Source organism: Roseateles oligotrophus (genome assembly GCF_014204525.1).
GTDB classification, from domain to species: domain Bacteria; phylum Pseudomonadota; class Gammaproteobacteria; order Burkholderiales; family Burkholderiaceae_C; genus Paucibacter_A; species Paucibacter_A oligotrophus_A.
Genome location: NZ_JACHLP010000012.1, coordinates 1 through 23,642, shown reverse-complemented (window position 1 = coordinate 23,642; position 23,642 = coordinate 1). Strand labels below are relative to the sequence as shown.

General features: G+C 66.5%; 18 protein-coding genes. 13 read left to right on the top strand and 5 right to left on the bottom strand.

Annotation, left to right across the window (positions count from 1 at the left end):
• Positions 1 to 120: 120 nt before the first annotated feature.
• The gene (locus HNP55_RS21940; protein ID WP_184304218.1) at positions 121 to 1,332 is read right to left on the bottom strand and encodes a urate hydroxylase PuuD; all 1,212 of its coding nucleotides are present in this window, start codon (positions 1,330 to 1,332) and stop codon (positions 121 to 123) included.
• Positions 1,333 to 1,522: 190 nt separating this feature from the next.
• Between HNP55_RS21940 and HNP55_RS21935 the strand changes: the two genes are divergently transcribed.
• From HNP55_RS21935 to HNP55_RS24815, 5 genes are all read left to right on the top strand, one after another.
• On the top strand, positions 1,523 to 2,281 hold the full coding sequence (locus tag HNP55_RS21935) for a BTAD domain-containing putative transcriptional regulator (protein ID WP_184304216.1): 759 nt from the start codon (positions 1,523 to 1,525) through the stop codon (positions 2,279 to 2,281).
• A gap of 140 nt (positions 2,282 to 2,421) precedes the next feature.
• Positions 2,422 to 5,592: a beta strand repeat-containing protein gene (locus HNP55_RS21930; protein WP_184304213.1), complete on the top strand. Its 3,171-nt coding sequence runs from the start codon at positions 2,422 to 2,424 to the stop codon at positions 5,590 to 5,592.
• 102 nt (positions 5,593 to 5,694) lie between these two features.
• Complete coding sequence (locus HNP55_RS21925) at positions 5,695 to 6,342, top strand: RNA polymerase sigma factor (protein WP_184304212.1); 648 nt, start codon at positions 5,695 to 5,697, stop codon at positions 6,340 to 6,342.
• Positions 6,339 to 7,001 (top strand): hypothetical protein, encoded by a 663-nt coding sequence (locus HNP55_RS21920; protein WP_184304210.1) that lies wholly within the window; start codon positions 6,339 to 6,341, stop codon positions 6,999 to 7,001. The genes HNP55_RS21925 and HNP55_RS21920 overlap by 4 nt, the downstream gene beginning before the upstream one ends.
• Before the next feature lie 143 nt (positions 7,002 to 7,144).
• Positions 7,145 to 9,919, top strand: a complete 2,775-nt coding sequence (locus HNP55_RS24815) for a CHAT domain-containing protein (RefSeq protein ID WP_184304208.1) — start codon at positions 7,145 to 7,147, stop codon at positions 9,917 to 9,919.
• On the opposite strand, the gene HNP55_RS21910 is transcribed toward HNP55_RS24815, so the two are convergent.
• From HNP55_RS21910 to uraH, 4 genes are all read right to left on the bottom strand, one after another.
• Positions 9,899 to 10,831, bottom strand: coding sequence for a caspase family protein (locus HNP55_RS21910; protein ID WP_184304206.1), 933 nt, complete (start codon positions 10,829 to 10,831; stop codon positions 9,899 to 9,901). The genes HNP55_RS24815 and HNP55_RS21910 overlap by 21 nt on opposite strands.
• Positions 10,832 to 10,991: 160 nt before the next feature.
• Entirely contained in the window at positions 10,992 to 14,567 is a 3,576-nt protein-coding gene (locus HNP55_RS21905) for a response regulator (RefSeq protein WP_246448599.1), read from the bottom strand.
• A 122-nt stretch (positions 14,568 to 14,689) separates the two neighbouring features.
• The gene (xdhC, locus tag HNP55_RS21900) at positions 14,690 to 15,508 is read right to left on the bottom strand and encodes a xanthine dehydrogenase accessory protein XdhC (protein ID WP_348648745.1); all 819 of its coding nucleotides are present in this window, start codon (positions 15,506 to 15,508) and stop codon (positions 14,690 to 14,692) included.
• Position 15,509: 1 nt separating this feature from the next.
• On the bottom strand, positions 15,510 to 15,872 hold the full coding sequence (gene uraH / locus HNP55_RS21895; RefSeq protein ID WP_184304200.1) for a hydroxyisourate hydrolase: 363 nt from the start codon (positions 15,870 to 15,872) through the stop codon (positions 15,510 to 15,512).
• Between the two features lie 63 nt (positions 15,873 to 15,935).
• On the opposite strand from uraH, the gene puuE reads away from it, so the two are divergent.
• The 8 genes from puuE (at position 15,936) to HNP55_RS21855 (ending at position 23,315) form a co-directional block, all read left to right on the top strand.
• The gene (puuE, locus tag HNP55_RS21890; RefSeq protein ID WP_184304198.1) at positions 15,936 to 16,901 is read left to right on the top strand and encodes an allantoinase PuuE; all 966 of its coding nucleotides are present in this window, start codon (positions 15,936 to 15,938) and stop codon (positions 16,899 to 16,901) included.
• 212 nt (positions 16,902 to 17,113) lie between these two features.
• Positions 17,114 to 17,428: a DUF2834 domain-containing protein gene (locus tag HNP55_RS21885; RefSeq protein WP_184304196.1), complete on the top strand. Its 315-nt coding sequence runs from the start codon at positions 17,114 to 17,116 to the stop codon at positions 17,426 to 17,428.
• An 87-nt stretch (positions 17,429 to 17,515) separates the two neighbouring features.
• Entirely contained in the window at positions 17,516 to 18,157 is a 642-nt protein-coding gene (locus HNP55_RS21880) for a Vat family streptogramin A O-acetyltransferase (protein ID WP_184304194.1), read from the top strand.
• Between the two features lie 148 nt (positions 18,158 to 18,305).
• Complete coding sequence (locus tag HNP55_RS21875) at positions 18,306 to 19,337, top strand: NADP-dependent oxidoreductase (protein WP_348648744.1); 1,032 nt, start codon at positions 18,306 to 18,308, stop codon at positions 19,335 to 19,337.
• Positions 19,338 to 19,362: 25 nt separating this feature from the next.
• Positions 19,363 to 21,138, top strand: a complete 1,776-nt coding sequence (uraD, locus tag HNP55_RS21870; protein ID WP_184304192.1) for a 2-oxo-4-hydroxy-4-carboxy-5-ureidoimidazoline decarboxylase — start codon at positions 19,363 to 19,365, stop codon at positions 21,136 to 21,138.
• Positions 21,139 to 21,141: 3 nt separating this feature from the next.
• Positions 21,142 to 22,428 (top strand): M20/M25/M40 family metallo-hydrolase, encoded by a 1,287-nt coding sequence (locus tag HNP55_RS21865; protein WP_184304190.1) that lies wholly within the window; start codon positions 21,142 to 21,144, stop codon positions 22,426 to 22,428.
• A 98-nt stretch (positions 22,429 to 22,526) separates the two neighbouring features.
• Positions 22,527 to 22,745, top strand: coding sequence for a DUF3562 domain-containing protein (locus tag HNP55_RS21860; RefSeq protein WP_184304188.1), 219 nt, complete (start codon positions 22,527 to 22,529; stop codon positions 22,743 to 22,745).
• A gap of 72 nt (positions 22,746 to 22,817) precedes the next feature.
• Positions 22,818 to 23,315 carry a copper chaperone PCu(A)C gene (locus tag HNP55_RS21855; protein ID WP_409993766.1) on the top strand — a complete coding sequence of 166 codons (498 nt, stop codon included), beginning with the start codon at positions 22,818 to 22,820 and terminating at the stop codon, positions 23,313 to 23,315.
• The last annotated feature ends 327 nt before the right edge of the window (positions 23,316 to 23,642 follow it).

The window sequence follows — 23,642 nt, the reverse complement described above, 5'->3', positions numbered from 1 at the left end:
GGCTTTTGCCCGGCACCGTCTTTGAGCGAAGTCAAACGGCGGCGCGGCCTCGCCACCCGCGTCCGCTCTTTTCACGCCGGTTTGCGGCATGCCAAGCTTGGGCGCGCCCAAGAAGGGCGCTCAGCGTTCCGTGCTCGAAGCGTCCCGGGACTCGTACCAGCGCCCCAGCAGCGCCCGCTCCTGCTCGGTGATCTGGGTGGCATTGTTGAGCGGCATCAGCTTCAGCAGCACCGCCTGCTGGTACAGCGCCTGGGCGTTCTGCTCGATCAGGGCCGGCGTGTGCAGCTGGATATTCTTCTGCGCCAAGCTGGCGTTATGGCAGATCTGGCAGCGCTGGGCGACGATGCCTTGCACCTGGGCCAGGGTCGGGGCGGCCGGGGCCTGCACCGCCAGGCTCGCCCGGCTGGCGGGCGCCAGGGCCACGATCAAGCCGGCCAGCAAGGCCAGCGCCGCCAGCAACAGGCCCCAGGCATTGAGGCCTTTGTGGCGCTTGACGAAGTAGCTGCGAATCAAGACGCCGGCCAGCATCAGGGCGATCAAGACGGCCCAGTTCCAGCGCGCGCTGTACAACATGCCGTAATGGTTGCTCAGCATGGCCACCAGCACCGGCAGGCCGAAATAGGTGTTGTGCACGCTGCGCTGCTTGCCGCGCTGGCCGTGCAGGGGGCTGGGCTTGCGGCCGGCCCGCATATCGGCGATCACCTCCCGCTGGCCCGGGATGATCCAGAAGAAGACATTGGCGCTCATCATCGTGGCCAGCATGGCGCCAATGATCAGAAAGGCCGCGCGCCCGGCAAACAGCTGGCAGGCGGCCCAGCTCGCCAGGGCCACGAAGACGGCGATCAGGCCCAGCACCAGGCCGTCATTACCGATGGCGCCGCTCTTGCGGTCATGGCCGAAGCGGCGGCAGATCTGGTCATAGACCAGCCAGCCGGCGGCCAGAAAAGCCAGCGCCGTGGCGATCGCCGCGGCCGGCGGCCAGTCCAGCACCCGTTTGTCGATCAGAAAGCTGCTGGCATTGAAGAGATAGAGCACGACGAAGAGCGCGAAGCCGCTCATCCAGGTCCAGTAGCTCTCCCAGTAAAACCAGTGCAGCTGCTGGGGCAGATGGCCGGGCGCCACCAAGTACTTCTGCGGGTTGTAGAAGCCGCCGCCGTGCACGGCCCATAACTCGCCATCCACGCCCTTGGCCTGCAGGGCCGGGTCGCTGGGCCTGTGCAAATGATTGTCCAGCCAGACGAAGTAGAAGGAAGCGCCTATCCAGGCAATGCCCACGATCACATGCAGCCAGCGCAAGAGCAGATTGGCCCAGTCGAGCAGATAGCTTTCCATTCAAACAAGATCCCGTGAAGGGCGGCTCACCACAAAGCGGGCGCTGTGAGCCACGGTTCCGGTCGCGTCCACCTGCAACGCCGCTGCGACCCGGTCTGTCTGGCGGCCAGTGTAGCGACGAAGCCCTGACAAATTCCCAGGCCACTCGTCTACCTCAGAGCAAACGAGCAAGCCCGGAGGAAACAGCAGCATGAAGGCAAACCCAAGCACGGAGCCGTCCAAGCCAAAAGTTCGTTTTGAATTGCAGGTCTACGGTCCCGCCCAGTTGTTCGAGTGGACGGCCGGGTCCGCGCATGCCTACCCGGCCAAGGCTGAGCTCAGGCCCATGGATGCGGCCTTGCTGGCGCTGCTCTTGATCGACGGCCCCCAAGATCGCACCCAAATCGCCCACTTGTTTTGGCCGGAGCAAAGCGCCAGCATGGCCTTGAGCAATCTGCGTCAACGCATCACCAGACTGAATCGGCGAGTGCCAGCCCAACGCCTGCTCCAGGGGCAGACACGACTGTCCGCCAGCCCCGAGTTGCAACTGACCTCGCCCTGCTGGGAGCGGCTCCCTGCCCAGGAAACAGAATTCCTGCAGGGCCTGCGCTTCGAGCAACAGCCCAGGCTGAATGACTGGATTCAAATCCAGCGCAGCAAGGCGATGGCCGAACAAACCCAACAGCTGCAAGGGGCGATCTCGCTCTGCGAAGCCAAGGGCGAACTCGGGCAGGCGCTGGCGCTGCTCCAGCGTTTGCACACCCTGCATCCCAGCGATGAGGCGGTGTTGCGCCGCCTGATGCGCGCCCTCACGGGGGCCGGCCGCCAGCAGGAACTGCGCCAGGCCTTTGAGCACAGCCTGGGCCATTTGCGCGCCGAACAAGGCCGCCTCCTCAGCAACGAGAGCGCGGCCCTGTACCTGCAACTCAAGGCCAAGCTGGCAGGCGACACCTCTCTGGCCACCCCCTGAATGCGGGGGCTTGTCACGCGCAGCGCCAGCGCCGCATCCCCCGTCTCAAAGATCGCAAAAACTTCAAGCCCATTGAACCTCGGCAGCCCGCCGCCCCAAGCAAGCCATTCGTCCTCAGCCCACCCTCTCAGGAAATCGCAATGAACGCACACACCGCAGCCCGCCCCTCGCCCCTGCAACGGGCCATTCAAATCGCCCTGGTCGGCTCGGCCGCCCTGCTCGCCCAGCCCTCGGCCCAGGCCCTGGAAGCCGTCTGGCTGGGCGGCACGGGCAATTGGGAAAATGACCTGGCTTGGAGCACGCTGGCCGCGCCCAATGACAGCCTGATCGACGTGTTGGTGGGCAATAGCGGCCCCAACACCCCCTCGCTGCTCACACTCGCCAGCACACGCAGCATTGGGCGGCTGACCATCAACAGCGGCGACAAGCTGAGCATCGCCAGCGGTGCCGCCCTCTACCTTTACGGCGGCGTCATCAACAACAGCGGCCGTTTGGACCTGGCAGGTGGCAGCAGCGGCTACGCCACGCTTTACCTGGGGGCTGACACCACCTTCAGCGGCAGCGGCCAAACCATCTTGAGTTCATCCAATAGCGGCTACTCCGGCTACCTCCGCAACAACGGCCACACGCTGACCATCGCCGCCGATCACACGGTACGCGGCAATGGCTATTTGGGCGACGGCTCGGGTGGCATCGTCAACAAGGGTTTGGTGATGGCCGAGGGCAGCAGCCCGCTCTACATCCAGATGGGCAGCAGCAGCGGCCAGACCTTTGACAACAGCCATGGTGTTGTCCAGATTGCCGACGGCGCTGCGCTCAACCTCAGCGGCACGCTCAGCGGCGGCAGCATCCGGAGCCAGGGCTTGGCCAAGCTGGGCGGCGGCAGCTTTGAAGCGACCGTGCTAACCGGTAATTTCAGCTCCAGTGGCTCCACCAACATCAAGAATCTGACCATTGCCAACAGCTTCACCGTCGCCGGCGGCACCTCGCTCTACACCTCCGGCACCATCACCAACCAGGGCAGCTTGAATCTGACCGGTGGCAACAGCGGCTATTCCTATGTCTACCTGGGGGCCGACACGACTTTGAGTGGCAGCGGCCAAACCATCTTGAGTTCGTCCAATAGCGGCTACTCCGGCTACCTCAGCAACAACGGCCACACGCTGACCATCGCCTCCGATCACACGGTACGCGGCAATGGCTATTTGGGCGATGGCTCGGGTGGCATCGTCAACAAGGGTTTGGTGATGGCCGAGGGCAGCAGCCCGCTCTACATCCAGATGGGCAGCAGCAGCGGCCAGACCTTTGACAACAGCCATGGTGTTGTCCAGATTGCCGACGGCGCTGCGCTCAACCTCAGCGGCACGCTCAGCGGCGGCAGCATCCGGAGCCAGGGCTTGGCCAAGCTGGGCGGCGGCAGCTTTGAAGCGGCCGTGCTAACCGGTAATTTCAGCTCCAGTGGCTACACCAACATCAAAAATCTGACCATTGCCAACAGCTTCACCGTGGCCGGCGGCACCTCGCTCTACACCTCCGGCACCATCACCAACCAGGGCAGCTTGAATCTGACCGGTGGCAACAGCGGCTATTCCTATGTCTACCTGGGGGCCGACACGACTTTGAGCGGCAGCGGCCAAACCATCTTGAGTTCGTCCAATAGCGGCTACTCCGGCTACCTCAGCAACAACGGCCACACGCTGACCATCGCCGCCGATCACACGGTACGCGGCAATAGCTATCTGGGCGACGGCTCGGGTGGCATCGTCAACAAGGGTTTGGTGATGGCCGAAGGCAGCAGCCCGCTCTACATCCAGATGGGCAGCGGCAGCGGCCAGACCTTTGACAACAGCCATGGTGTTGTCCAGATTGCCGACGGCGCTGCGCTCAACCTCAGCGGAATCCTGAGCGGTGGGCGGCTTGAAGGGACAGGTTCGGCCAATCTCCATGGCGGTAGCTATCAAGACCTGAGCCTGGCCGGGTCGCTTCAAGTCAAAAGTGGCAATTCGGCCACTGTTTCAGGTGCCATCAACAACGTGGGCACGCTCAACCTTTCAGGCGGCAACAGCGGCTATTCCTATGTCTATCTGGGGGCCGACACGACTTTGAGCGGCAGCGGCCAAACCATCTTGAGTTCGTCCAATAGCGGCTACTCCGGCTACCTCAGCAACAACGGCCACACGCTGACCATTGCCGCCGATCACACGGTACGCGGTGCTGGCTATTTGGGCGACGGCTCGGGTGGCATCGTCAACAAGGGTTTGGTGATGGCCGAGGGCAGCAGCCCGCTCTACATCCAGGTGGGAAGCAGCAGCGGCCGGACCTTTGACAACAGCCATGGTGTTGTCCAGATTGCCGACGGCGCTGCGCTCAACCTCAGCGGCACGCTCAGCGACGGCAGCATCCAGGGCCTGGGCTTGGCCAAGCTGGGCGGCGGCAGCCTTGAAGCGGCCGTGCTAACCGGTAATTTCAGCTCCAGTGGCTCCATCAACATCAAAAATCTGACCATTGCCAATAGCTTCACCGTAGCCAGCGGCACCTCGCTCTACACCTCCGGCACCATCACCAACCAAGGCAGCTTGAATCTGACGGGCGGCAACAGCGGCTATTCCTATGTCTATCTGGGGGCCGACACGACTTTGAGCGGCAGCGGCCAAACCATCTTGAGTTCGTCCAGCAGCGGTTACTCCGGCTACATCCGCAACAACGGCCACATGCTGACCATTGCCGCCGACCATGCTGTGCGCGGCGTCGGCTATTTGGGCGATGGCTCGGGAACTATCGTCAACCAAGGCCTGATCTCGGCGGACGCGGGCACACTGTACGTTCAAGGCACGCAGTTCGACAACAGCCAAGGCCGGCTGCATATCGGCAGCGATGCCCAGATGACGGTCTACTCGCCCTTGACATTGGCCGACCCCTCGCTATTGGCCTTTGACATCGCCGCACTCAGCAAGCCGGCAAGCCCGTTGCAAGGCCTGCAAGCGGGCAGCGTGCATGGGCGACTCAATCTCTCAGGCAATGCCGTCTACGACGGGCAAGTCAAGCTGGACTTCAGCGACTATCAGGCACAGCTCGGCGACCACTTCACGCTGATCAACACCAGCGGCAGCTTCAGCGGTGGCTTTGACAGCGCTTGGGGCGTGGGCAACGGGCTGAACTACGGGCTGACGATTCAGTATGGCGCGCACGATGTGAGTTTTACCGTCAGCAGCATCAGCGCCGTGCCGGAACCCAGCAGCTGGGCTCTGCTGCTCGCCGGGCTTGGGCTGCTCGCTTACGTTGGCCGCAGACGTTTGCCAACTCGGGCTTGATCGTTGCACGAAAAGTAATCTCAGGGTTTGGCGGTATTTGCTTGTCGCCAGAACAAAACACAATTCAGTTACAAGCAAGCCTCCGACCCGGTGCTTACCCACATGGAACTCGACGCCCGCAGCTTCATGAATGCCTGCCGCCAAGGCGGCCCGCTGATCGAGCAATGGCTGCGCGTGTTCGACCGCGAGCATGGGGCGGCCCTGTACCGCGAGGCCGCCATCGCCCTGCGCTGCTGGCAGCAGGCCGAGGATGTGGTGCAGGAGTCGCTGATCAAGGTCTGGCTGCGCTGCGCCACCTTCCGCGGCCCGGCCGATCCCATCGCCTGGGTGCGGCAGATCGTGCGCAATGGTCTGATCGACAGCCTGCGCGCCAAACGGCCTGAGCAGCCGCTGGAACAGGACGAGGATGGGCAGTTCACCGCCGAGGTGCAGCGTGCCGTCCAGGCCCTGGCACAGGAGCGGCCCGAGGGGCCGGAGCATGCCTTGAAGAACAAGCAGATCGAGGCCGTCTTCCGCAACTGTTTTGCGCGCTTCCAGGCCGCACACCCGGCGCACGCCGCCGCGCTGCGCTGGATCGTCGATGAGGGCCTGGACTACGCGCAGCTGGCTCAGCTACTGGATCGCAGCCCCGGCGCCACCCGGGAGTTCGTGTCGCAATGCCGCAAAAAGGCCCGACCCTTCTTTGCCCCCTGGTACGCCCTGGTCAGCCCGGCGGCCGCGCCCAGGCTGGACGATGAGGTGGCCGCATGAACGAGCATCCGTCCCAGGCCGATGACGCTGAAGCGGCTGATGACCAGGCCTGGCTGGACTTGATGGCGGGCCGCAGCCGGCCCGAGGCTCGGCACCGCATGCGGGAAGAAAGCGTCTGGCTGCGCGCCGCCCTGCTGAGCTACCGGCCGGCGCAACCCCAGGGCCAGATGCCCGATCCCGAGGCCCGGGCCGAGCGCCTGCTGCAGCGCGCCCGCGCAGCCGGCATCCTGGCCGCCACCCAACAGCAGGCAAGACCTGAGCCTCGGCCATCGCCCGCGTGGGAGGTCCGGGCTTGGCTGCACAAGCTGCTACGCCCGCAGCTGTGGGCTCCTGGCCTGGGCCTGCTGTTTTGCGGGGTGCTGGGCTATTGGAACTGGCCCGGCACGCTTGCCCCCCCAGTGGCGGAAGAGCGCATCGAACGCGGCTCGGCCGGCGCCACCGTGCTGATCCGCAGCCCCGATCCGGCCGGTCGCCGGCAGCAGATGCTTGAAGCCTTGCGCGCGGTTCAACTGGATGCCCAGCCCTATGAGCGGCTCGGGCGCCTGGGACTGGATCTGGAGCTGCCCGAGCGCCTGACGCCGGAGCAGGTCCAAGCGCTCAAAGCGCTGCAGCTCGACCAAGCTCAAGGACCTAGCTTGTTGATTGAATTTGAGCCCTGAGTGGCCGGGAGCGCCGACCTGTGCTGCTGCAGCCGAAAATCAAAGTTCACGCGCTGCTGCTCGCTTTGCTGAGTCCGGGCATTGCTGATGCGGCCCCCGCCAACCTCGAGGCCGTTTGTTCCAAGGCCTTGAGCGAACACCCCGTGAGCGAGCACTCGCCGGCCTTGCTGCGACAGCAAGCCCGTACCCTGCTTGCGGAAGAAGCGCCGGCAAGCCTGCCCATCGCTTGCAAGCTCGCCGAGCTGAGCCAGGCAACACAGGAAGCACAGGGGGCACAGGCACCCGCCCTCTTGAACGCACAGGCTTTTGTGATCGAGGCCATGGTGGTGGCCCAGCAGCTAGACCTCGCCATGGCCTGGGGGCCCGGCCTTTTTAAGCAGATCGGCCAAGCCGGACCCGAAGGTCTGGAAGGCACTGGCAGGGTGGCCCTGGCACTTGCGGCGGCCCACCATGCACGCGACGAGGTCGAAAAAGCACTCGCCTGGTCAACCCAAGCCCTGCAAGCCATGGCGGCTCGCGCCGCGGATTTCGATGCCAGGGAATACTGGACGGCACAGATCAACCATGCCGTCTATCTGACCGCCGCGAACCAGCGCCCGGAGGCCGAAGCCTTGCTGCAGTCCATCTATGCCGCCTTGCAGGACCAGGCCGCGCTCAGGCCTCAGCTGGCCCAGGCTCTGCGCGCGCTGACCTTCAATGCCGCTCGCTCCGAACGCTTGGCCGATGCCACCCGCTACGCGCAGCAGGAAGTCGAGCTGCGACAGCGGCATCTTGCTCATCTGAAGGCCGATCTGGCCGGCTCCTTGCAGAACCTTGCAACCCTGCTCAGCCGCAAGGGCAGTTTCCAAGAGGCCGAGGCCGCTTTCCGGTCGCTGCTGAGCCAGTTCCAACCCGAGGACCCCGACCCTGCCCATATCAGGCCAGGGATACTGGAAAACTTCGCCGGGCTGCTGAACAGCCGCGGCAAGTTTCAGGAAGCGCTCGAGATGAGCCGGGCCGCCGAGGCCCTGCTCCAGGCCGGCCCCCTGGCCCAAAGCCCGCGTGCCGCCCGTGCCCTGCGCCGCATGGCCTCTGCGCAAATGAATCTGGGGCAATGGGGTGATGCGCTCAAGACCCTGCAGCGCTGCATTGGGCTGCTGGAGGCCAGCGGGCAGCGGGCCGATCAACCTACAGCGCTGGCGGCCCATCTGGCGCTGAGCCGGGTTTTCTTGAACCTGGGGGACGTGGGCGAGGCGGCACTGGCACTGAAGACGGCGGAACAGCATTTGCAGACCGAGGGCGCCCTGCCCAGCCAGCTCGGCCACTTCCAGTTGCTCAAGGCCGACGTCATGGTGGGCCTGGACCAGCCCGCTGCGGCCTACCAGGCCTTGCTGGATGCCGAAACCGCTTTCGCCAGAATCTATCCAGACAAGCACGATATGCGGCTCTTTCTGCTTGGCCATCGCTGCCGCCTGGAGCCCGGCGACTGCCCGGCCTTGCAAGCCTTTCTGAAGCAATGGGACGAGTCCGCCGACGACGTGCTCAGCCCCTCAACCGAGGCCTTGATGAGCCTGGCCCTGTCCGTCCAGGAACGCCGCCAGCAACACTCGGACAAGGCCTATGCCTGGGCCGCCCGCGCTCTGGCGGCCGGCCGTGCAGGCAGCATGCCCAACCTGGAGTGGCGAGCCTTCGAGGCACTGGCCTTGAGCGCCCGGGCGCAGGGCCAGGCGGGCGAGGCGATTGCCTTTGCCAAGCAGGCCGTCAACATCCTGCAGGCCATGCGCAGCAATCTGCTGAGCCTGAACACCAACAAGGACAGCGGCTTTGTCAGGAACAAGCTGACCATCTACCGCCAACTGGCCGACTGGCTGGCGCAAGCGGGCCGCATCGCCGAGGCGCTGGAAGTCATGCAACTCGTCAGGCTCAGGGAGCAGGATGACTTCGCACAAAGAGCCCTTGCAACGGAGATGCCCGCCCTCTCGCTGACCCCCGGTGAGCAAGCCTTGCAGGCCGCGCTTGAACAGCATTTCGGGACCGAGGCCGAACCCGGCGAGACCCGGCAGCGCATGCTGCGCCTGCTGGTCAGCGAGCGACTGAGCCCGGCGGAAAAAGAGGAACTCAAGACCTGGATGCAAGGCAGCAACGCCAGACGCGCCGCCGAGCTGCAAACGCTGGCTCAACTCCTGCAGCAAGCCCGCGTCGGCAAGAGTGAGCCCACAGCAGCACCCAGCCTGACGAGCACCGACGCCAAGACCCTCCATGCCCATTTCCTGCTAGGCGACGACTTCCTCAGCATCCTCAGCTCCCAGGCCGGGACCTACCAATTGCAGCGCCAGGCGCTGGACGGCAGGCAGCTCAAGCAGGACATCGCCCGCTTCCTCCAACTGCTCCAGGAGCGCGGCGACACCCTGCCCCTGGCCCAACGGCTGTACCAGCAACTGGGCCTGCAGATCGACCTGCAGGCGCAGGCCCAGGGCAAGCACCAGATCCGCCTGTGGCTGGATGGCAGCCTGCGCTATCTACCCCTGGGCGCACTGCACGACGGCAAGCAATACCTGGCGCAGAAATACCGACTGGTGCTGGCCGGCGCCGCGCCGGCAGAGACCGGCACGGAGGGCTGGCCGGCGCAGGCGCTGGACCACCCAGGCCGGCCAAGACTGCAGGGCTTTGGCCTGACCCAGGCCTGGCCCGGCTATGCCGCCCTGCCCGGGGTTGCCGAAGAGGCCAGCCACTGGAAGGTGGATGACCGCCAAACCGCCGCGCTGATGCGCCGCTTCTATGCCGAGCTGGCCAAGCGCCCGGCCGATTACGCTGGCGCCTTGCAGCGGGCTCAGACCGCCGCGCTGCAAGACAGGCGCTTGGCCTACACCCACCCCTACTACTGGGCCGCCTTCACCCTGGTCGAGGCCGGGGCTGCGTCAGCCCACGGTAAACGGTGATTGTTTCAAGAACGCTGCCGCCGGCCCCAGCACAAACAGATTGGGCGATTGGGTGGGTGGCAGGCCGGCGCGGATACGCTGGTGAAATAACTTGTAATCGCCCTTGAACTTGCCCTGGTTCCAGACCTTCAGCAAGCTCTCGGTGAAAGCACCGTTATGTTGCCCATCCATCGAGGTCTGGTTGTCCTGGCAGCCCGAGATCAGCACGACGGCGGGCTTGAACGAGCCCACCAGCGCGGCGGCATGGCCGGCTGCACCCACCTGGGCCAGCATGGCGTCGGGGTCAACGACGCGGGCCTTGGCGGCCTGCTCGGCCACGTCTTCTTGGATCTTGTCGTAAAAAGCCTGGTGCTCGGTGTAGACGCGGCGGGCCACGGCGGCGGGCATGAGGCGGGGGCGCTCATGCGGCTGGGGTGGGGGCGGTGCAACGTCGCGGGTGACGCTGCCGCTGTGGCAGCTGTCCGACAGCACCAGCACGCGTACGCCGGCCGCAAAGCGGCTCAGCTCGAAGTAGAGCTCGTCGTCGATCAGTTGGCCATCAAACAGGCACCAGGTTTCGTCTTTGCCATCGGGCTCATCGCTGTTGATGTCGGTCACCTGACCGCCATGGCCGGAGTAGCTCATGAAGAAAAGATCGCCCGCCTTCAAGGCCTTGGCCGCCGCGCGCAATTGGGCCAGCACCGCCGCGCGGGTGGCTTTCTTGGTCAGCAGCAGGGTGGATTTCATGCCCTTGGCTTTGGCGATGGCGGCCATATCGCCCGCGTCGAATTCGCAGGCGGCGAGCGGGCCTTCCCAGCCGTTATAGGCCGCGGCGCTGACGGCGTTCAAGCCGATATGCAAGGACAGTGCCCTGGGTTTCTTGACGGGGGCCGTAGCGGCCGAGGCGCTCGCCGGTTTGGTTCTGCTTGCCATTTGCATCTCTCCTGTTGGGACCGCGCGAGGGGCTGGGCCGGGTCTGCCCAAGCGGCCCTAGGCAAAGGCGCGGCGCCTTGCCGAGGGCAGCGGGAATCTTGCGTTAGTCCCCCAAGCCCCGACACCCCTAGCTTAAGGAGGCATTGTGGCCCGGCAGGGGCTAGCCCGACGCCGCCCGCTTCTCTCGCAAGACAGTCTTGAGGCTGCGGCTGGCGCGGTCAAAGTCGAAGCGGTCCAGCGCCTCGGCGATTTCGGCATGCACCTCGCCCAGGCGCGGCCGCAGGGCGGCGCTGTGCTGCTTGAAATGGTCCAGCGCCTCGGGGTCGTCGTGCTGCAGCAGGGACTGCAAGGCCTGCAGCTGGGCCTCGACCTCGGCCTCATCCAGCGGGCGGAACTCGGTCGGCGAGCTCTCCTCCGGCAAGGCCGCCTGCAAGCTCTCGATCAGGGCGGCCAGCAAGACCCGCAAGGGGGTGATGCGGGCGACGATATTGACCAGGGACTGCTCCTCCCGGAAGCCCTCCTCCACCTGGGCCGCGGCGGCCTGCACGGCGCTGGCGCCGATATTGCCGGCCAGGCCCTTGAGGGTGTGGGCCGCGCGCTCAGCGGCCTTGCGGTCCTTCAGCAGCAAGGCTTCGATCTCGCTGCAGGCCTGCGCCCGGCTGAGCTGGAACTCGCGCAACATGGCCAGATAAAGCAGCGGATTGCCTGCCGCCCGGCGCAGGCCCAGGCGCAGCTCCAGGCCGGGCACGGCCTGGCGCAGGCCCAGCATCTCCTGCACCTGCGGCTCGTCCAGCAGCGCGGCAAAGCCGGCGCCAAACACCTGGGTGTCCTCACCGCCGCCGCTATTGCCCTCGCCCAGCCCGGGCCGCATGCGTATGCAGCGGCGCAGGGCCTGCCATAAATCATCCGGCTCGATCGGCTTGGCGACGAAGTCGTTCATGCCGGCCGCCGCGCAGCGGTCCCGGTCCACCTGCATGGCATTGGCCGTCATGGCGACGATGGGCAGCTCGGCAAAGCGGCCGTCGGCACGCAGGGCGCTGGCGGCGGCCACGCCGTCCATCACCGGCATCTGCATGTCCATCAGGACCAGATCGTAGGCGGCAAGGCCCTCCGCATCCGGCGCCGTGGCCGTGGCCGTGACCTTCTGCACGGCGATCAGGCCGTTATCGGCCAGCTCCACCACCATGCCCACCATGTGCAGCATTTCGCTGGCCACCTGCTGGTTGATGGGGTTGTCTTCCACCAGCAGGATGCGCGCGCCGCGCAAGGCCCGCAGCCCTTCCAGCTGGACGGCGCTGCCGCCCTGGGTGGGCGAGCGGCCTTGCTTGACCTCCAGCAGGCGCAAGAGGCTGTCCAGCACCGCCTGCGGGTAGACGGGCTTGGCCAGCACCTCCTGGATGCCGAGTTGATAGGCGGCGTCCACCACATCGTCGCGTCCAAACGCCGTCAGCAAGGCCAGGCGCGGGCGCGGGGCCAGGGGCATGGCGCCCAGGCGCTCGGCCAGCACCAGGCCGTCCATGCCGGGCAGCTGCCAGTCGATCAGCACGATCTCAAAGGGTTCGCTGCCCAAGGCCGCGTCTTCCACCGCACTCAGGCCCGCCTCACCGGTCGGCACGGCGCTGACCGCCATGCCCAGACCGCTGAGTATGGACACCAGCACCGTGCGGGCCGCCTCGTTGTCTTCCACCACCAGCACCCGCCGCCCGTCCAGGCTGATGCCCAGGCCGGGGTCCAGCAAGGCCTGGCCCTGCTCGCCCGGCGCCAGGCCCAGCCGGGTGGTGAACCAGAAGGTCGAGCCCTCGCCCAGCTTGCTCAGCACGCCCACATCGCCACCCATCAGCTCCACCAGGCGCTTGGCGATCGCCAGGCCCAGGCCGGTGCCGCCGTACTGCCGGGTGGTGGAGCCATCGGCCTGGCTGAAGCTCTGGAACAGGCGGCCGGTTTGATCGGGGCTCAGGCCGATGCCGGTGTCGCGCACCTCGAAGCGCAGCAGCACCTCGCCCTCGACGCGCTCGGCCACCCGCACGGTGATGACGATCTCACCCGCCTGGGTGAACTTGACGGCGTTATTGGCCAGATTGATCAGCACCTGGCTCAGGCGCAGGGCGTCGCCCGTGAGCCAGCAGGGGATCTCGGTGGGCAGGTCGCAGACCAGCTCCAGGCCCTTGGCCCTGGCCTTCTCGGACACCAGGTCCAGCACATTGGCCATCACCTTGTTGAGGTCGAAGGGCTGCAGCTCCAGGCTCAGGCGGCCGGCCTCGACCTTGGAGAAGTCGAGGATGTCGTTCAAGATGCCCAGCAGGTGCTGGCCGGACTGCTGGATCTTGCTGAGGTAGTCGTACTGGCGCGGCGTCAGCTGGGTGGACAGGGCCAGAAAGGACAGGCCGATGATGGCATTCATCGGCGTGCGGATTTCATGGCTCATATTCGCCAGGAAATTGCTCTTGGCCTGGTTGGCCGCATCGGCCTCCTCCTTGGCCGACTGCAGCTCCTGGGCGATGCGGCGCGATTCGGTCACATCCTCAAAAGCCCAGACGCTGCCCACCAGCTGCCCGCCCTCGTCCATCACGCCGCGGCCATACATACGGCCCCAGAACAGGGAGCCGTCCTTGCGTTTGAGCTGCCAGACGCCCTCAAACTGGCCGCCGCGCTGGATGGGTGCATACAGCTCGATGCCGGCCTGCTCGAACTGCCGGTCGCTCAGGAACAGGCAGCGGGTGCTGCAGCCCAGCAACTCGCCCGGCTGGTAGCCGAACAAGCGCTCGAACATGGGGTTGCAGCGCTTGATCTGGCGGTCCACCGCATACATCAGCCCCAGGCTGACCGCCTCGAAGATCACCTGCTGATCCTGCAGCGCCTGGGCGCTGGCCTGCTCGGCCCGCACCTGCTCCGAGACATCGACAAAGCAGCCCACCATCCCGGCCGGCCGGCCCTGCGCATCACGGAAGCCGGCCGAACGGAACAAGGTCTCGTGGCAGCTGCCGTCGGCATAACTGGGCAGGAATACGCGCTGCGCCGTGCCCGTCTCGCGAATCACCCGCAGGTCCTCGCCCAGATACTCTTCGCGGCACTCATCCTGCACATCGGGTGAGTCCATCACCGTCTTGCCCAGCACGGTCTGGGCTTGCGGCCCGAAAGCCTGGGCATAGGCGCGATTGATGCCGGCGTAGCGGCCCTGTTCGTCCAGGCAGAAGGCCGGCAGGGGCAGGCTGTCCATCGCCGCCTGCCAGAAATGCTGTTGCTGCAGGGTGGCCGCCAACTGGGCCTGCTGTGCCCAGCAGGCCTGCATACGCTGCCAGCAAGGCTGCAGCGCCCCGGGCGAGGCGGCCAACAAGGCTTGCAGGCGCGCGCTGGGCGGGCCTTGCAGGAGCAGGCTCAGGCCCGCGTCGGCCTGCGTGCCGCCGGGCAGCAGGCATTGCAAAAAGACCTGGCCGGCGTCCGGGCCCGGCAAGAGCTCAAGGCCGCCGCGCCCCTCGGGCGGCGCGGCCTGCGTGGGCCAGCCAGGCCAGGCCGGAGACAGTTCAGGCGCCTGCGCCTGGCTGTGCACACAGACCCAGGCAGCCGGCTCGCGCTTGTGCAGGGCCGCGGCCAGCACGCCGCTCAGGCCAAGGCAGGCTCCAAGCCAGGCCTGCGCCAGCGCTTGCTCGCTTGGCGCCTGCAGGCCCGAGTTCAACCAGGATGCCAGGGTCCGGGCGACCCATTCACCATCCTCCAAGGCTGCCAATCGACGGTGCATTTCGTCCACGCGCTCGTCTCGTCTTGCCACTGATGTGGGCGATTATGGACTGGGCCCGGGTTTTGCGGGCCCAGCAAATACGCCGGGATGCCTGCCTATTTTTTAGGCAAAACTGGCAGAATTCACAGACTCAGCAACTGGGCGACAACGGCGATCGCGATCACCTCGGCTTGCTTGCCGCGGATGCCGGGCAGGCCAATCGGGCAACGGACCTGGGCCAGCTCGGCCTCCTCAAAGCCCCGCGCCAACAAGCGCTGGCGAAAGCTAGCCCATTTGCTCTTGCTGCCTATCAAGCCGATAAAGCCCAGGTCGGCCCGCTCGCGCTGGCGGCGCAGGCAGGCGGCGACGATGTCCAGATCCTCCGCATGGCTGAAGCTCATGATCAGCACCCGGGCCCCCGGCGCCAGCCCGGCCACCGCGCCCTGCACCGGCTCGGAACATTCGCTCTGCACATGGGCGGGCAGATCGAGCGGGAACACCGCCTCCCGGCTGTCCACCCAGCACACCCGGCAGGGCAGGCGCGCCAGCAGCTCGACGATGGCGCGGCCCACATGGCCGCCGCCAAACAAGGCCACCGGCAGCAAGGCCTCGGGCGGCGGGGCGAGGCGCTGGCGCAAGGCCTGGGCCTGCGCGGCGCCTGCGGGCAGGCGCTCGAAGCCCAGCGTCACCACCCCGCCGCAGCACTGGCCCAGGCTGGGGCCGAGCGGAAAGCGGCGACTGAACCCCGCTCCGTCCGCCACGGCCAGCAGCGCTCGCGCCAGGGCCATGGCCTCGAATTCCAGCTGACCGCCGCCGATGGAGCCCAGGGCCAGGCCCTCGCCCAGCGCCATCCAGGCCCCCACTTCACGCGGGCCGCTGCCTTCGACGCCCAACACCTCGATCAGCACCAAGGGCTGTTCGAGCAGCGCGGCCAGGACTTGCTCGAGCGGGCTTGGCCCCACCTCAGCTGCCCCGGTAGGTGGAATAGCTCCAGGGGCTGGCCAGCAGGGGCACGTGGTAGTGCAGCGAGGCATCGGCAATGCCGAAGTCCAGCGGCACCTGGTCGAGAAAGGCCGGCTCGGGCAAGCGCACGCCGCGGGCCTTGAAGTAATCGGCCACGGCAAATACCAGGCGGTAGCGGCCCGGGCTGAACTCGGCCCCGGCCAGCAGGGGCGCGTCGGCGCGGCCATCGTCGTTCAGGCGCAGGGACTTCAGCAGCAAGGCCGGCGCGGCCTCTTCATCCGGCAGGCGATAAAGCCGGACCTGCATGCCGGCGGCCGGGCTGCCGTGCATGGTGTCCAGCACATGGGTGGTCAGTTTGCTCATGGCGGAAGGGCTTCGGGTTTCTGTCGATAAACTGTTCCGCAGTGTAGGCATCCCATCGAGCCCATGACTGCGTCCGCCCCCATATCGCTGCCGCCCTATCCCCGCGACCTGATCGGCTACGGAGAAAAACCACCCCATGCCAACTGGCCGGGCCAGGCCCGCATCGCCCTGCAGTTCGTGCTGAACTACGAGGAAGGCGGCGAGAACTCGGTGCTGCATGGCGACGCGGGCTCGGAGCAATTCCTGTCCGAGATGGCCAACCCGCCCGCCTACCCGGCCCGCCATCTGAGCATGGAGAGCATTTACGAATACGGCTCGCGCGCCGGGGTGTGGCGCCTGCTGCGCGAGTTCGAATCGCGCGGCCTGCCGCTGACCGTGTTCGCCGTCGGCATGGCCTTGCAGCGCCACCCCGAGCTGGCCCAGGCCTTGCAGCAGATGAACCACGAGATCGCCTGCCACGGCTGGCGCTGGGTCAACCACCAGACCATGGCCGAGGCCGAGGAGCGCGCCCAGCTGGAGCAGGGCATGGACGTCTTGCAGCGCCTGCTGGGCGAGCGCCCCTCGGGCTGGTACACCGGCCGCGACAGCCCCAACACCCGCCGCCTGGTGGCCGACTACGGCGGCTTCGAGTACGACGCCGACCACTACGGCGACGACCTGCCCTTCTGGCTGCAGGTGCGCAAGAGCGATGGCCAGCTAACGCCACATCTGGTCGTGCCCTACACCCTGGACTGCAACGATATGCGCTTCGCCCTGCCCCAGGGCTTCTCGCATGGCGATGAGTTCTTCAGTTATCTGCGCGACGCCTTCGACCTGCTCTATGCCGAGGGCCAGCAGGCGCCCAAGATGATGAGCGTGGGCATGCACTGCCGCCTGCTCGGCCGCCCGGGCCGTATGCGCGCCCTGCAGCGCTTCCTTGACCATGTGGAGAAACACGATCGCGTCTGGATCTGCCGCCGGGTGGACATCGCCCGGCATTGGCGGGCCACCCATCCCTTTGATGCGAGGACGGCGTTTGTGTGGGAATAGGCCTGCCCATGTTTTCGCTCGGGCGATCCCTGTTCCGAACCATTCAACGGCAGCGCGGCCAATAGCGCCGAGGCGCATCTCCTGCTCGGAGAAGAAAAGATTCACAACAAGCATTTGTACGAGCGCTGGAACCAGCAACCATGCCTGCGTTTCCCACCCGTGCATTGAAGGCCGGAAACCATATTGACCACCCCTCAACAGCAGCAATTTCTTTGAAGACCCTCTACCTCCTGCTCTGCCTGCTCGGCACCGCCCTGCCCTATGCGTTCTTCGGCCCCTGGCTGGCCCAGCATGGCCTGGCTATTCATCTGCTGACCCAGCAGGCCATGGCCACGCCGGTGGCGGCCTTTGCCTGGGCGGACGTGCTGGTCTCAGGCCTGACCTTGCTGGTCTTCATCGCGCATCAGCAGCGGCAAAAGCCGATCAAGCGTTGGTGGCTGCCCGTCGCCGGTCTGCTCTGCGTCGGCGTTTCGCTGGCCTTGCCGCTCTACCTCTATCTGCGCGAGCGAGTTGCCGAGCAGCGCTGAGGCCGGGATGCTAGATTCTGGCCATCCGCATGGGGCCAGCAGCAAAGGCCGCTTGTTTCTATCTCAGCAGCGAGACGTCAATCCCCGATGAACGGCCCCGACCCCAAGAACCCACATCCCATGCAAGGCTTCCCACAGCTCTGCTTCATCAAGAACACGGTCAAGAACCCGAACATCGTCGTCGGCGACTACAGCTATTACGACGACCCCGAAGACTCGGAGAACTTCGAGCGCAATGTGCTCTACCACTTCCCCTTCATCGGGGACAAGCTCATCATCGGCAAGTTCTGCGCGATTGCGCGCGGGGTCAAATTCATCATGAACGGCGCCAACCATCCAAGCGCCGGCTTCTCCACCTATCCCTTTTTCATCTTCGGCGGCGGCTGGGAAAGCTCCGCCCCCAAGCCTGGCGAGCTGCCCTATAAAGGCGACACCGTCATCGGCAACGACGTCTGGATCGGCTTTGACGCGCTGATCATGCCGGGCGTCAAGATCGGGGATGGAGCCATCATCTCCAGCCGCGCCGTGGTCACCGCCGATGTTCCCGCCTATGCCGTGGTCGGTGGCAACCCTGCCAGGCTGATCCGGCGCCGCTATGGCGACGAGGTGGTGCAGGAGCTTGAACGCCTGGCTTGGTGGCATTGGCCCGCGGCCAAGATCAGTCGACATCTCCCAAGCATCCTCGCCTCGGACCTGGACGCGCTCAAAGCCGCGGCGCAAGACCTATGAAAACTCATGCAAGGCTGGACCCACCCCACCTCAGGCGCCGCGCAGCCTCGCCGCGGGCGCTCGGGACGATGACTATCGATACGCACGGCCGCTTGCCGGGCGATGCGAAAAAACAGGATTGCGCCTGGGCATCGGCGATGAGCTTGCTGTGGGGGCAGCAGCCTTGAAGGCCTGGTACATCCCCGGCTACGGCGGCCCCGAGCGGATGGCGCTGGGGGACTTTCCCGAGCCCAGCCCGGGCCCCTCCGATGTGCTGATCGAGATCCACGCCGCCAGCGTCAACCCGATTGACGCGAAGGTGCGCAAGGGCGCGCTCAGGCCCTTGGTCAAATACAAATTCCCCTTGCTGATGGGCACCGATCTGGCCGGCCGGGTCATCGCCGTCGGCGCCAAGGTCAGGCGCTTTGCCGTCGGCGACGCGGTCTTCGCCCGCCCCAACAGAATGCGCATCGGCACATTCGCCGAGCGCATCGCCGTGCACGAGGACGAGGTCGCCCTGAAGCCCCGGCGCCTGAGCTTCGAGGAGGCGGCCTCCATCCCCCTGGTGGCGCTGACGACGCGGCAGGCCATGCGGGATGTCGCCCGCCTCGGCCCCGGCGCCAAGGTCTTGATCCATGCGGGCGCGGGCGGGGTCGGCAGCTTTGCCGTGCAATACGCCAAGCATCTGGGCGCCCATGTGGCGGCCACGGCCAGCCAGGCCAAGCACGAGTTGCTGCGCTCCCTGGGTGCCGATCAGATGATCGATTACCGGACCCAGGACTTCAGCGCCCTGCTGCGTGATTTCGATATGGTGTTCGACACCCAGGGCGGGGCGACACTGCGCCGCTCCTTCAAGGTGCTGCGGCCCGGCGGCATCGTCGTCTCGGTGGTGGGGCCGCCGGATCTCGAGCTGGCCCGCGACTGGCCCATGCCTTTTTACCTGCGCGCCGCGATCGCCCTGCTGAGCTGGCGAGTCCGGCGCCTGGCCAGTCGCTGCGGCTGCCGCTACCGCTTCCTGCTGATGCAGCCCAGCGGCGCGCAGCTGGCGGAGATTGCCCAGCTGATAGACCAAGGCCATATCCGCCCGGTGATTGACCGCGTCTACCCCTTCGAGCAAGCCCGCGAAGCCATGGCCTATGCGGAGGCCGGCCATGCCAGCGGCAAGGTCGTGATCAGCCATGGCAGAGCAAGCACCGGATGATTCAAGCCAACAAGGCCAGCGCACCATGGATCTGCACACCCTCAACACCGCCAGCAGCCAAGACTTCGTCCACCTGCTGGCCGGCATTTACGAGCACTCGCCCTGGGTGGCCGAGCGGGCCGCCGCTCGCCGGCCCTTCCCAAGCCTGGCCGGGCTCAAGCAGGCCCTGGCCGAGGTGGTGCGCGGCGCCAGCCGGGCCGAGCAGTTGGGCCTGATACGCGCCCACCCGGAGCTGGCCGGCAAGGCCATGCAGAGCCAGACGCTGACGGCCGAATCGAGCGAGGAACAAAGCCGCGCCGGCCTGACCCAGTGCACGGCCGAGGAGCTGGCCCGCATCCAGGCGCTGAACAAGGCTTATGCCGAGCGCTTCGGCTGGCCTTTCATCCTGGCGGTGCGCGGCCCGCGCGGTTTGGGCCTGACAAAAGCCGAGATCATGGCCACCTTCGCGCGCCGCCTGGACTCCCCCCCGGAGCAGGAGCTGGCCGAGTGCCTGCGCCAGATTCACCGCATCGCCGAGATCCGCTTGAACGACAAGTTTGGCCACAGCCCGGCGCTGGGCAATCTGCTGCTGGACTGGGCGGAGGAGCTGGCCGCCCATTCGGAACCCGAGTTCCGCGCCCAGGGCCAGCTGAGCGCCACCTATCTCAGCGAGGCCCACCAGACGGTGGCGCGCCGCCTGCAGTGGTGGATGCAGCAGGACTGCGGCTTTGACGAGGTCAAGATCGACGCCGTGGGCAATGTGGTCGGCCTCTACCGCGGCGACGGCAGGGAGCCGCGCCGCCTGCTGAGCGGCTCGCATTACGACACCGTGCGCAATGCCGGCAAATACGACGGCCGCCTGGGCGTGCTCACCGCCATGGCCTGCGTGCGCGCGCTGCACGGTGCCAGCCGCCGCCTGCCCTTCGGCATCGAAGTCGTCGCCTTCGCCGAGGAAGAGAACCTGCGCTTCCCGACCAGTTTTTTGGCCGCCAGCGCCCTCACCGGCCATTTCGACCCGGCCTGGCTGGATGCGCAGGATGCGGACGGCATCCCCATGCGCAGCGCCATGCAAGCCGCCGGCCTGCCGGCCAACATCGAGGCCATCCAGGCCCTGCGGCGCCGGGCCGAGGACTATCTGGGTTTTGTCGAAGTGCATATCGAGCAAGGCCCGGTGCTCAACGAGCTGGACCTGCCGCTGGGCGTGGTCACATCCATCAACGGCAGCCGGCGCTATCTGGGCGAGATCCGCGGCCAGGCCTCGCATGCCGGCACCACGCCCATGAATCGGCGGCACGACGCCGCCGCCGCCGCGGCCGAGTTGATCTTGTGGGTCGAGCAGGCGGCCGCCCAGATCCCCGATGCCGTCGGCACGGTCGGCATGCTCAAGGTGCCGGCCGGCTCCATCAATGTGGTGCCGGGCCGCTGCGAATTCAGTCTGGACCTGCGCGCCACCAGCAACACCGCTCGCGACGCCCTCGACGCCCGGGTGCGCGCCGGCCTGGCCGAGATCTGCCAGCGGCGCGGCCTGCAGCACAGCCTGAGCCCCACCCTGGTGGCCGATGCCGCCCCCAGCGACCCGGCCTGGCAGGCCCGCTGGGCCCGCGCCGTGGCGGCCCTGGGCCTGCCCCTGCACCAACTGCCCAGCGGCGCCGGCCACGACGCCATGCAGCTGCACCGCCTGCTGCCGCAAGCCATGCTGTTTGTGCGCGGCGGCAATGGCGGCATCAGCCACAACCCGCTGGAGGCCGTCAGCAATGACGACGCCCAATTGGCCGCCGAGGCCATGCAAGCCCTGCTCGACCAGCTAGCCCAGGAGTTCTGAGCCATGAGCCACCGCGATGAATTGAACACCCAGCTCGACGCCTGGATTGATGCCCACTTCGCCGAGCAGGTTGCCTTTCTACAGGCCCTGGTGCAAGTGCCCACCGACACCCCGCCGGGCCATAACGCGCCCCATGCACGGCGCACGGCCGAGCTGCTGCAAGGCTTTGGCCTGAGCGCCGAACAGCATGCCGTGCCGGCCGAGCGGGTCCAGGCCCAGGGCATGGAGAGCATCATCAATCTGATCGTGCGCCGCCGCTACGGCGACAGCCATGGGGCTGGCGGCCCGGTGATCGCCCTCAATGCCCACGGCGACGTCGTGCCCCCCGGCGAGGGCTGGACCCATGGGCCCTACAGCGGCGAGATCGTCGGCGATCTGCAAAGCGGTCGGCTTTACGGCCGCGCCGCCGCCGTCAGCAAGAGCGACTTCGCCACCTACACCTTTGCGCTGCGTGCGTTGGAGTCGCTCAGCGGCGCGAAGCTGCGTGGCGGGGTGGAGCTGCACTTCACCTACGACGAAGAATTCGGCGGCGAGCTGGGCCCGGCCTGGCTGCTGAAAGAAGGCCTGAGCAAACCCGACCTGCTGATCGCCGCCGGCTTCAGCTACCAGGTGGTGACGGCGCACAACGGCTGCCTGCAGATGGAGGTGACGGTGCTGGGCCAGAGCGCCCATGCCGCCATCCCCGACAGCGGCGTGGACGCCTTGCAGGCGGCGGTCGGCATCTTGAATGTGCTGTACAGGCAGAACGATCTGTACCGTCAGGTCTGCTCCCAGGTCGAGGGCATCAAGCACCCCTACTTGAACGTGGGCCGCATCGAGGGCGGCAGCAATACCAATGTGGTGCCTGGCCGCGTCGGCTTCAAGCTGGACCGCCGCATGATTCCCGAGGAAGACCCGGTCCTGGTGGAAGCCAGCCTGCGCCAGCTGATCCGCGAGGCGGCCGCCCAATTCCCCGGCATCAAGGTGGAGATCAAGCGCCTCCTGCTGGCCCACGCCCTGCAGCCGCAGAGCGGCAACAAGGCCCTGGTGGCGGCCCTGCAAAAGCATGGCGAGGCGGTGTTTGGCGAGCCCATCCCCTGCGCCGGCACGCCGCTCTACACCGATGTGCGGCTCTACGGCGCGCATGGCATCCCGGCCGCCATCTACGGCGCCGGGCCGCGCACGGTGCTGGAAAGCCATGCCAAGCGCGCGGACGAGCACCTGGAACTGGCCGATCTGCGCCGTGCCACCCAGGTGGTGGCGCGCACCTTGCTGGAGCTGCTGAGCGGGCCTGAACCCGCCCAAGTTTGACCCCGGTCATGGAAGCCGCATCGAGCGGCCCCGCGCACAAGACAGGCGCATGGGGTGGGCGTAGGCTGAGGGCTTCAAGTGATCCACAGGAGGATTTCATGAGCGCGATGCCCAATGCCGGTGCCGATCAAAGCCAGGCCCTGGAAGCGCTGGCGGCCCAGGCCCAGCGGAACTTGGACGATGTGCGGCAACTCTACGAATGCGAACGCCAGGCCCTGGCGGCCGAGGCGCGGGTGAGCAGCTTTCTGTCCATCTTCGCCCTGCGCAATGTGCGCGCCCGCCTGCTGGAAAACAAGGACGAGCCGGCCCTGCACTGAGCCCGGGCCCGCCGAGACTTTGCTAAGCTGCGGCGTCCCTACCGACCTCTACCGACCTCCACCCACGCCACCATGAAATCCATGCACAAACTTTCGCTCCCCCTGCTCGCCTCCTTGTTGCTCTGCGCCGCCGCGGCCCAGGCCCAGGTGGAAGTGAGCCAGCCCTGGGTGCGCGCCACCGTGGCCCAGCAAAAAGCCACCGGCGCCTTCTTCCAGCTCAAGGCCAAGACGGACAGCCGCCTGGTCGAGGTGCGCTCGCCCGTGGCCGAGGTGGTCGAGGTGCATGAGATGGCGATGGAAGGCACGACCATGAAGATGCGTGCCGTGCCCGCCCTGGACCTGCCCGCCGGCAAGACGGTGGAACTCAAGCCCGGCAGCTATCACGTCATGCTGATCGGCCTCAAGGCCCCGGTGAACGCCGGCGATAGCGTGCCCCTGAGCCTGGTGTTCGAGGGCGCCGACAAAAAGCGCGAGACGGTCGAGATCAAGGCCGAGGCCCGCCAACTCGGCGGCATGGCCAAACCGGCGGCCAAGGCCGAAGGCGCCGACGAGCACAAGCACCACCACTGATACGCGTCGCTTGGACTCACAAAAGTCCTCGCTAGTACCTCGCCCCGGAAGTAGAGGAACAAAATGAAAGCGATGGATTCGGCTTCAGGGCAAGGCGCAAACCGCAGACATAGCTTGAGCTATGGCGAGGATTTGCAACGCAGCCATGGGGGCGAAGACGCGCGTTCATGTTCCGATACTTCCGGGGCGAGGTACTAGGGTGTGTTGACATTCAAGTCATGCAGACGATGGAGCCGACGAGACTGATGAACGAGGTAAACCGTTCGGCCAGCTTTTCGTAGCGAGTGGCGATTCGACGGTAGTGCTTGATGCGGCAGAAGAAGCGCT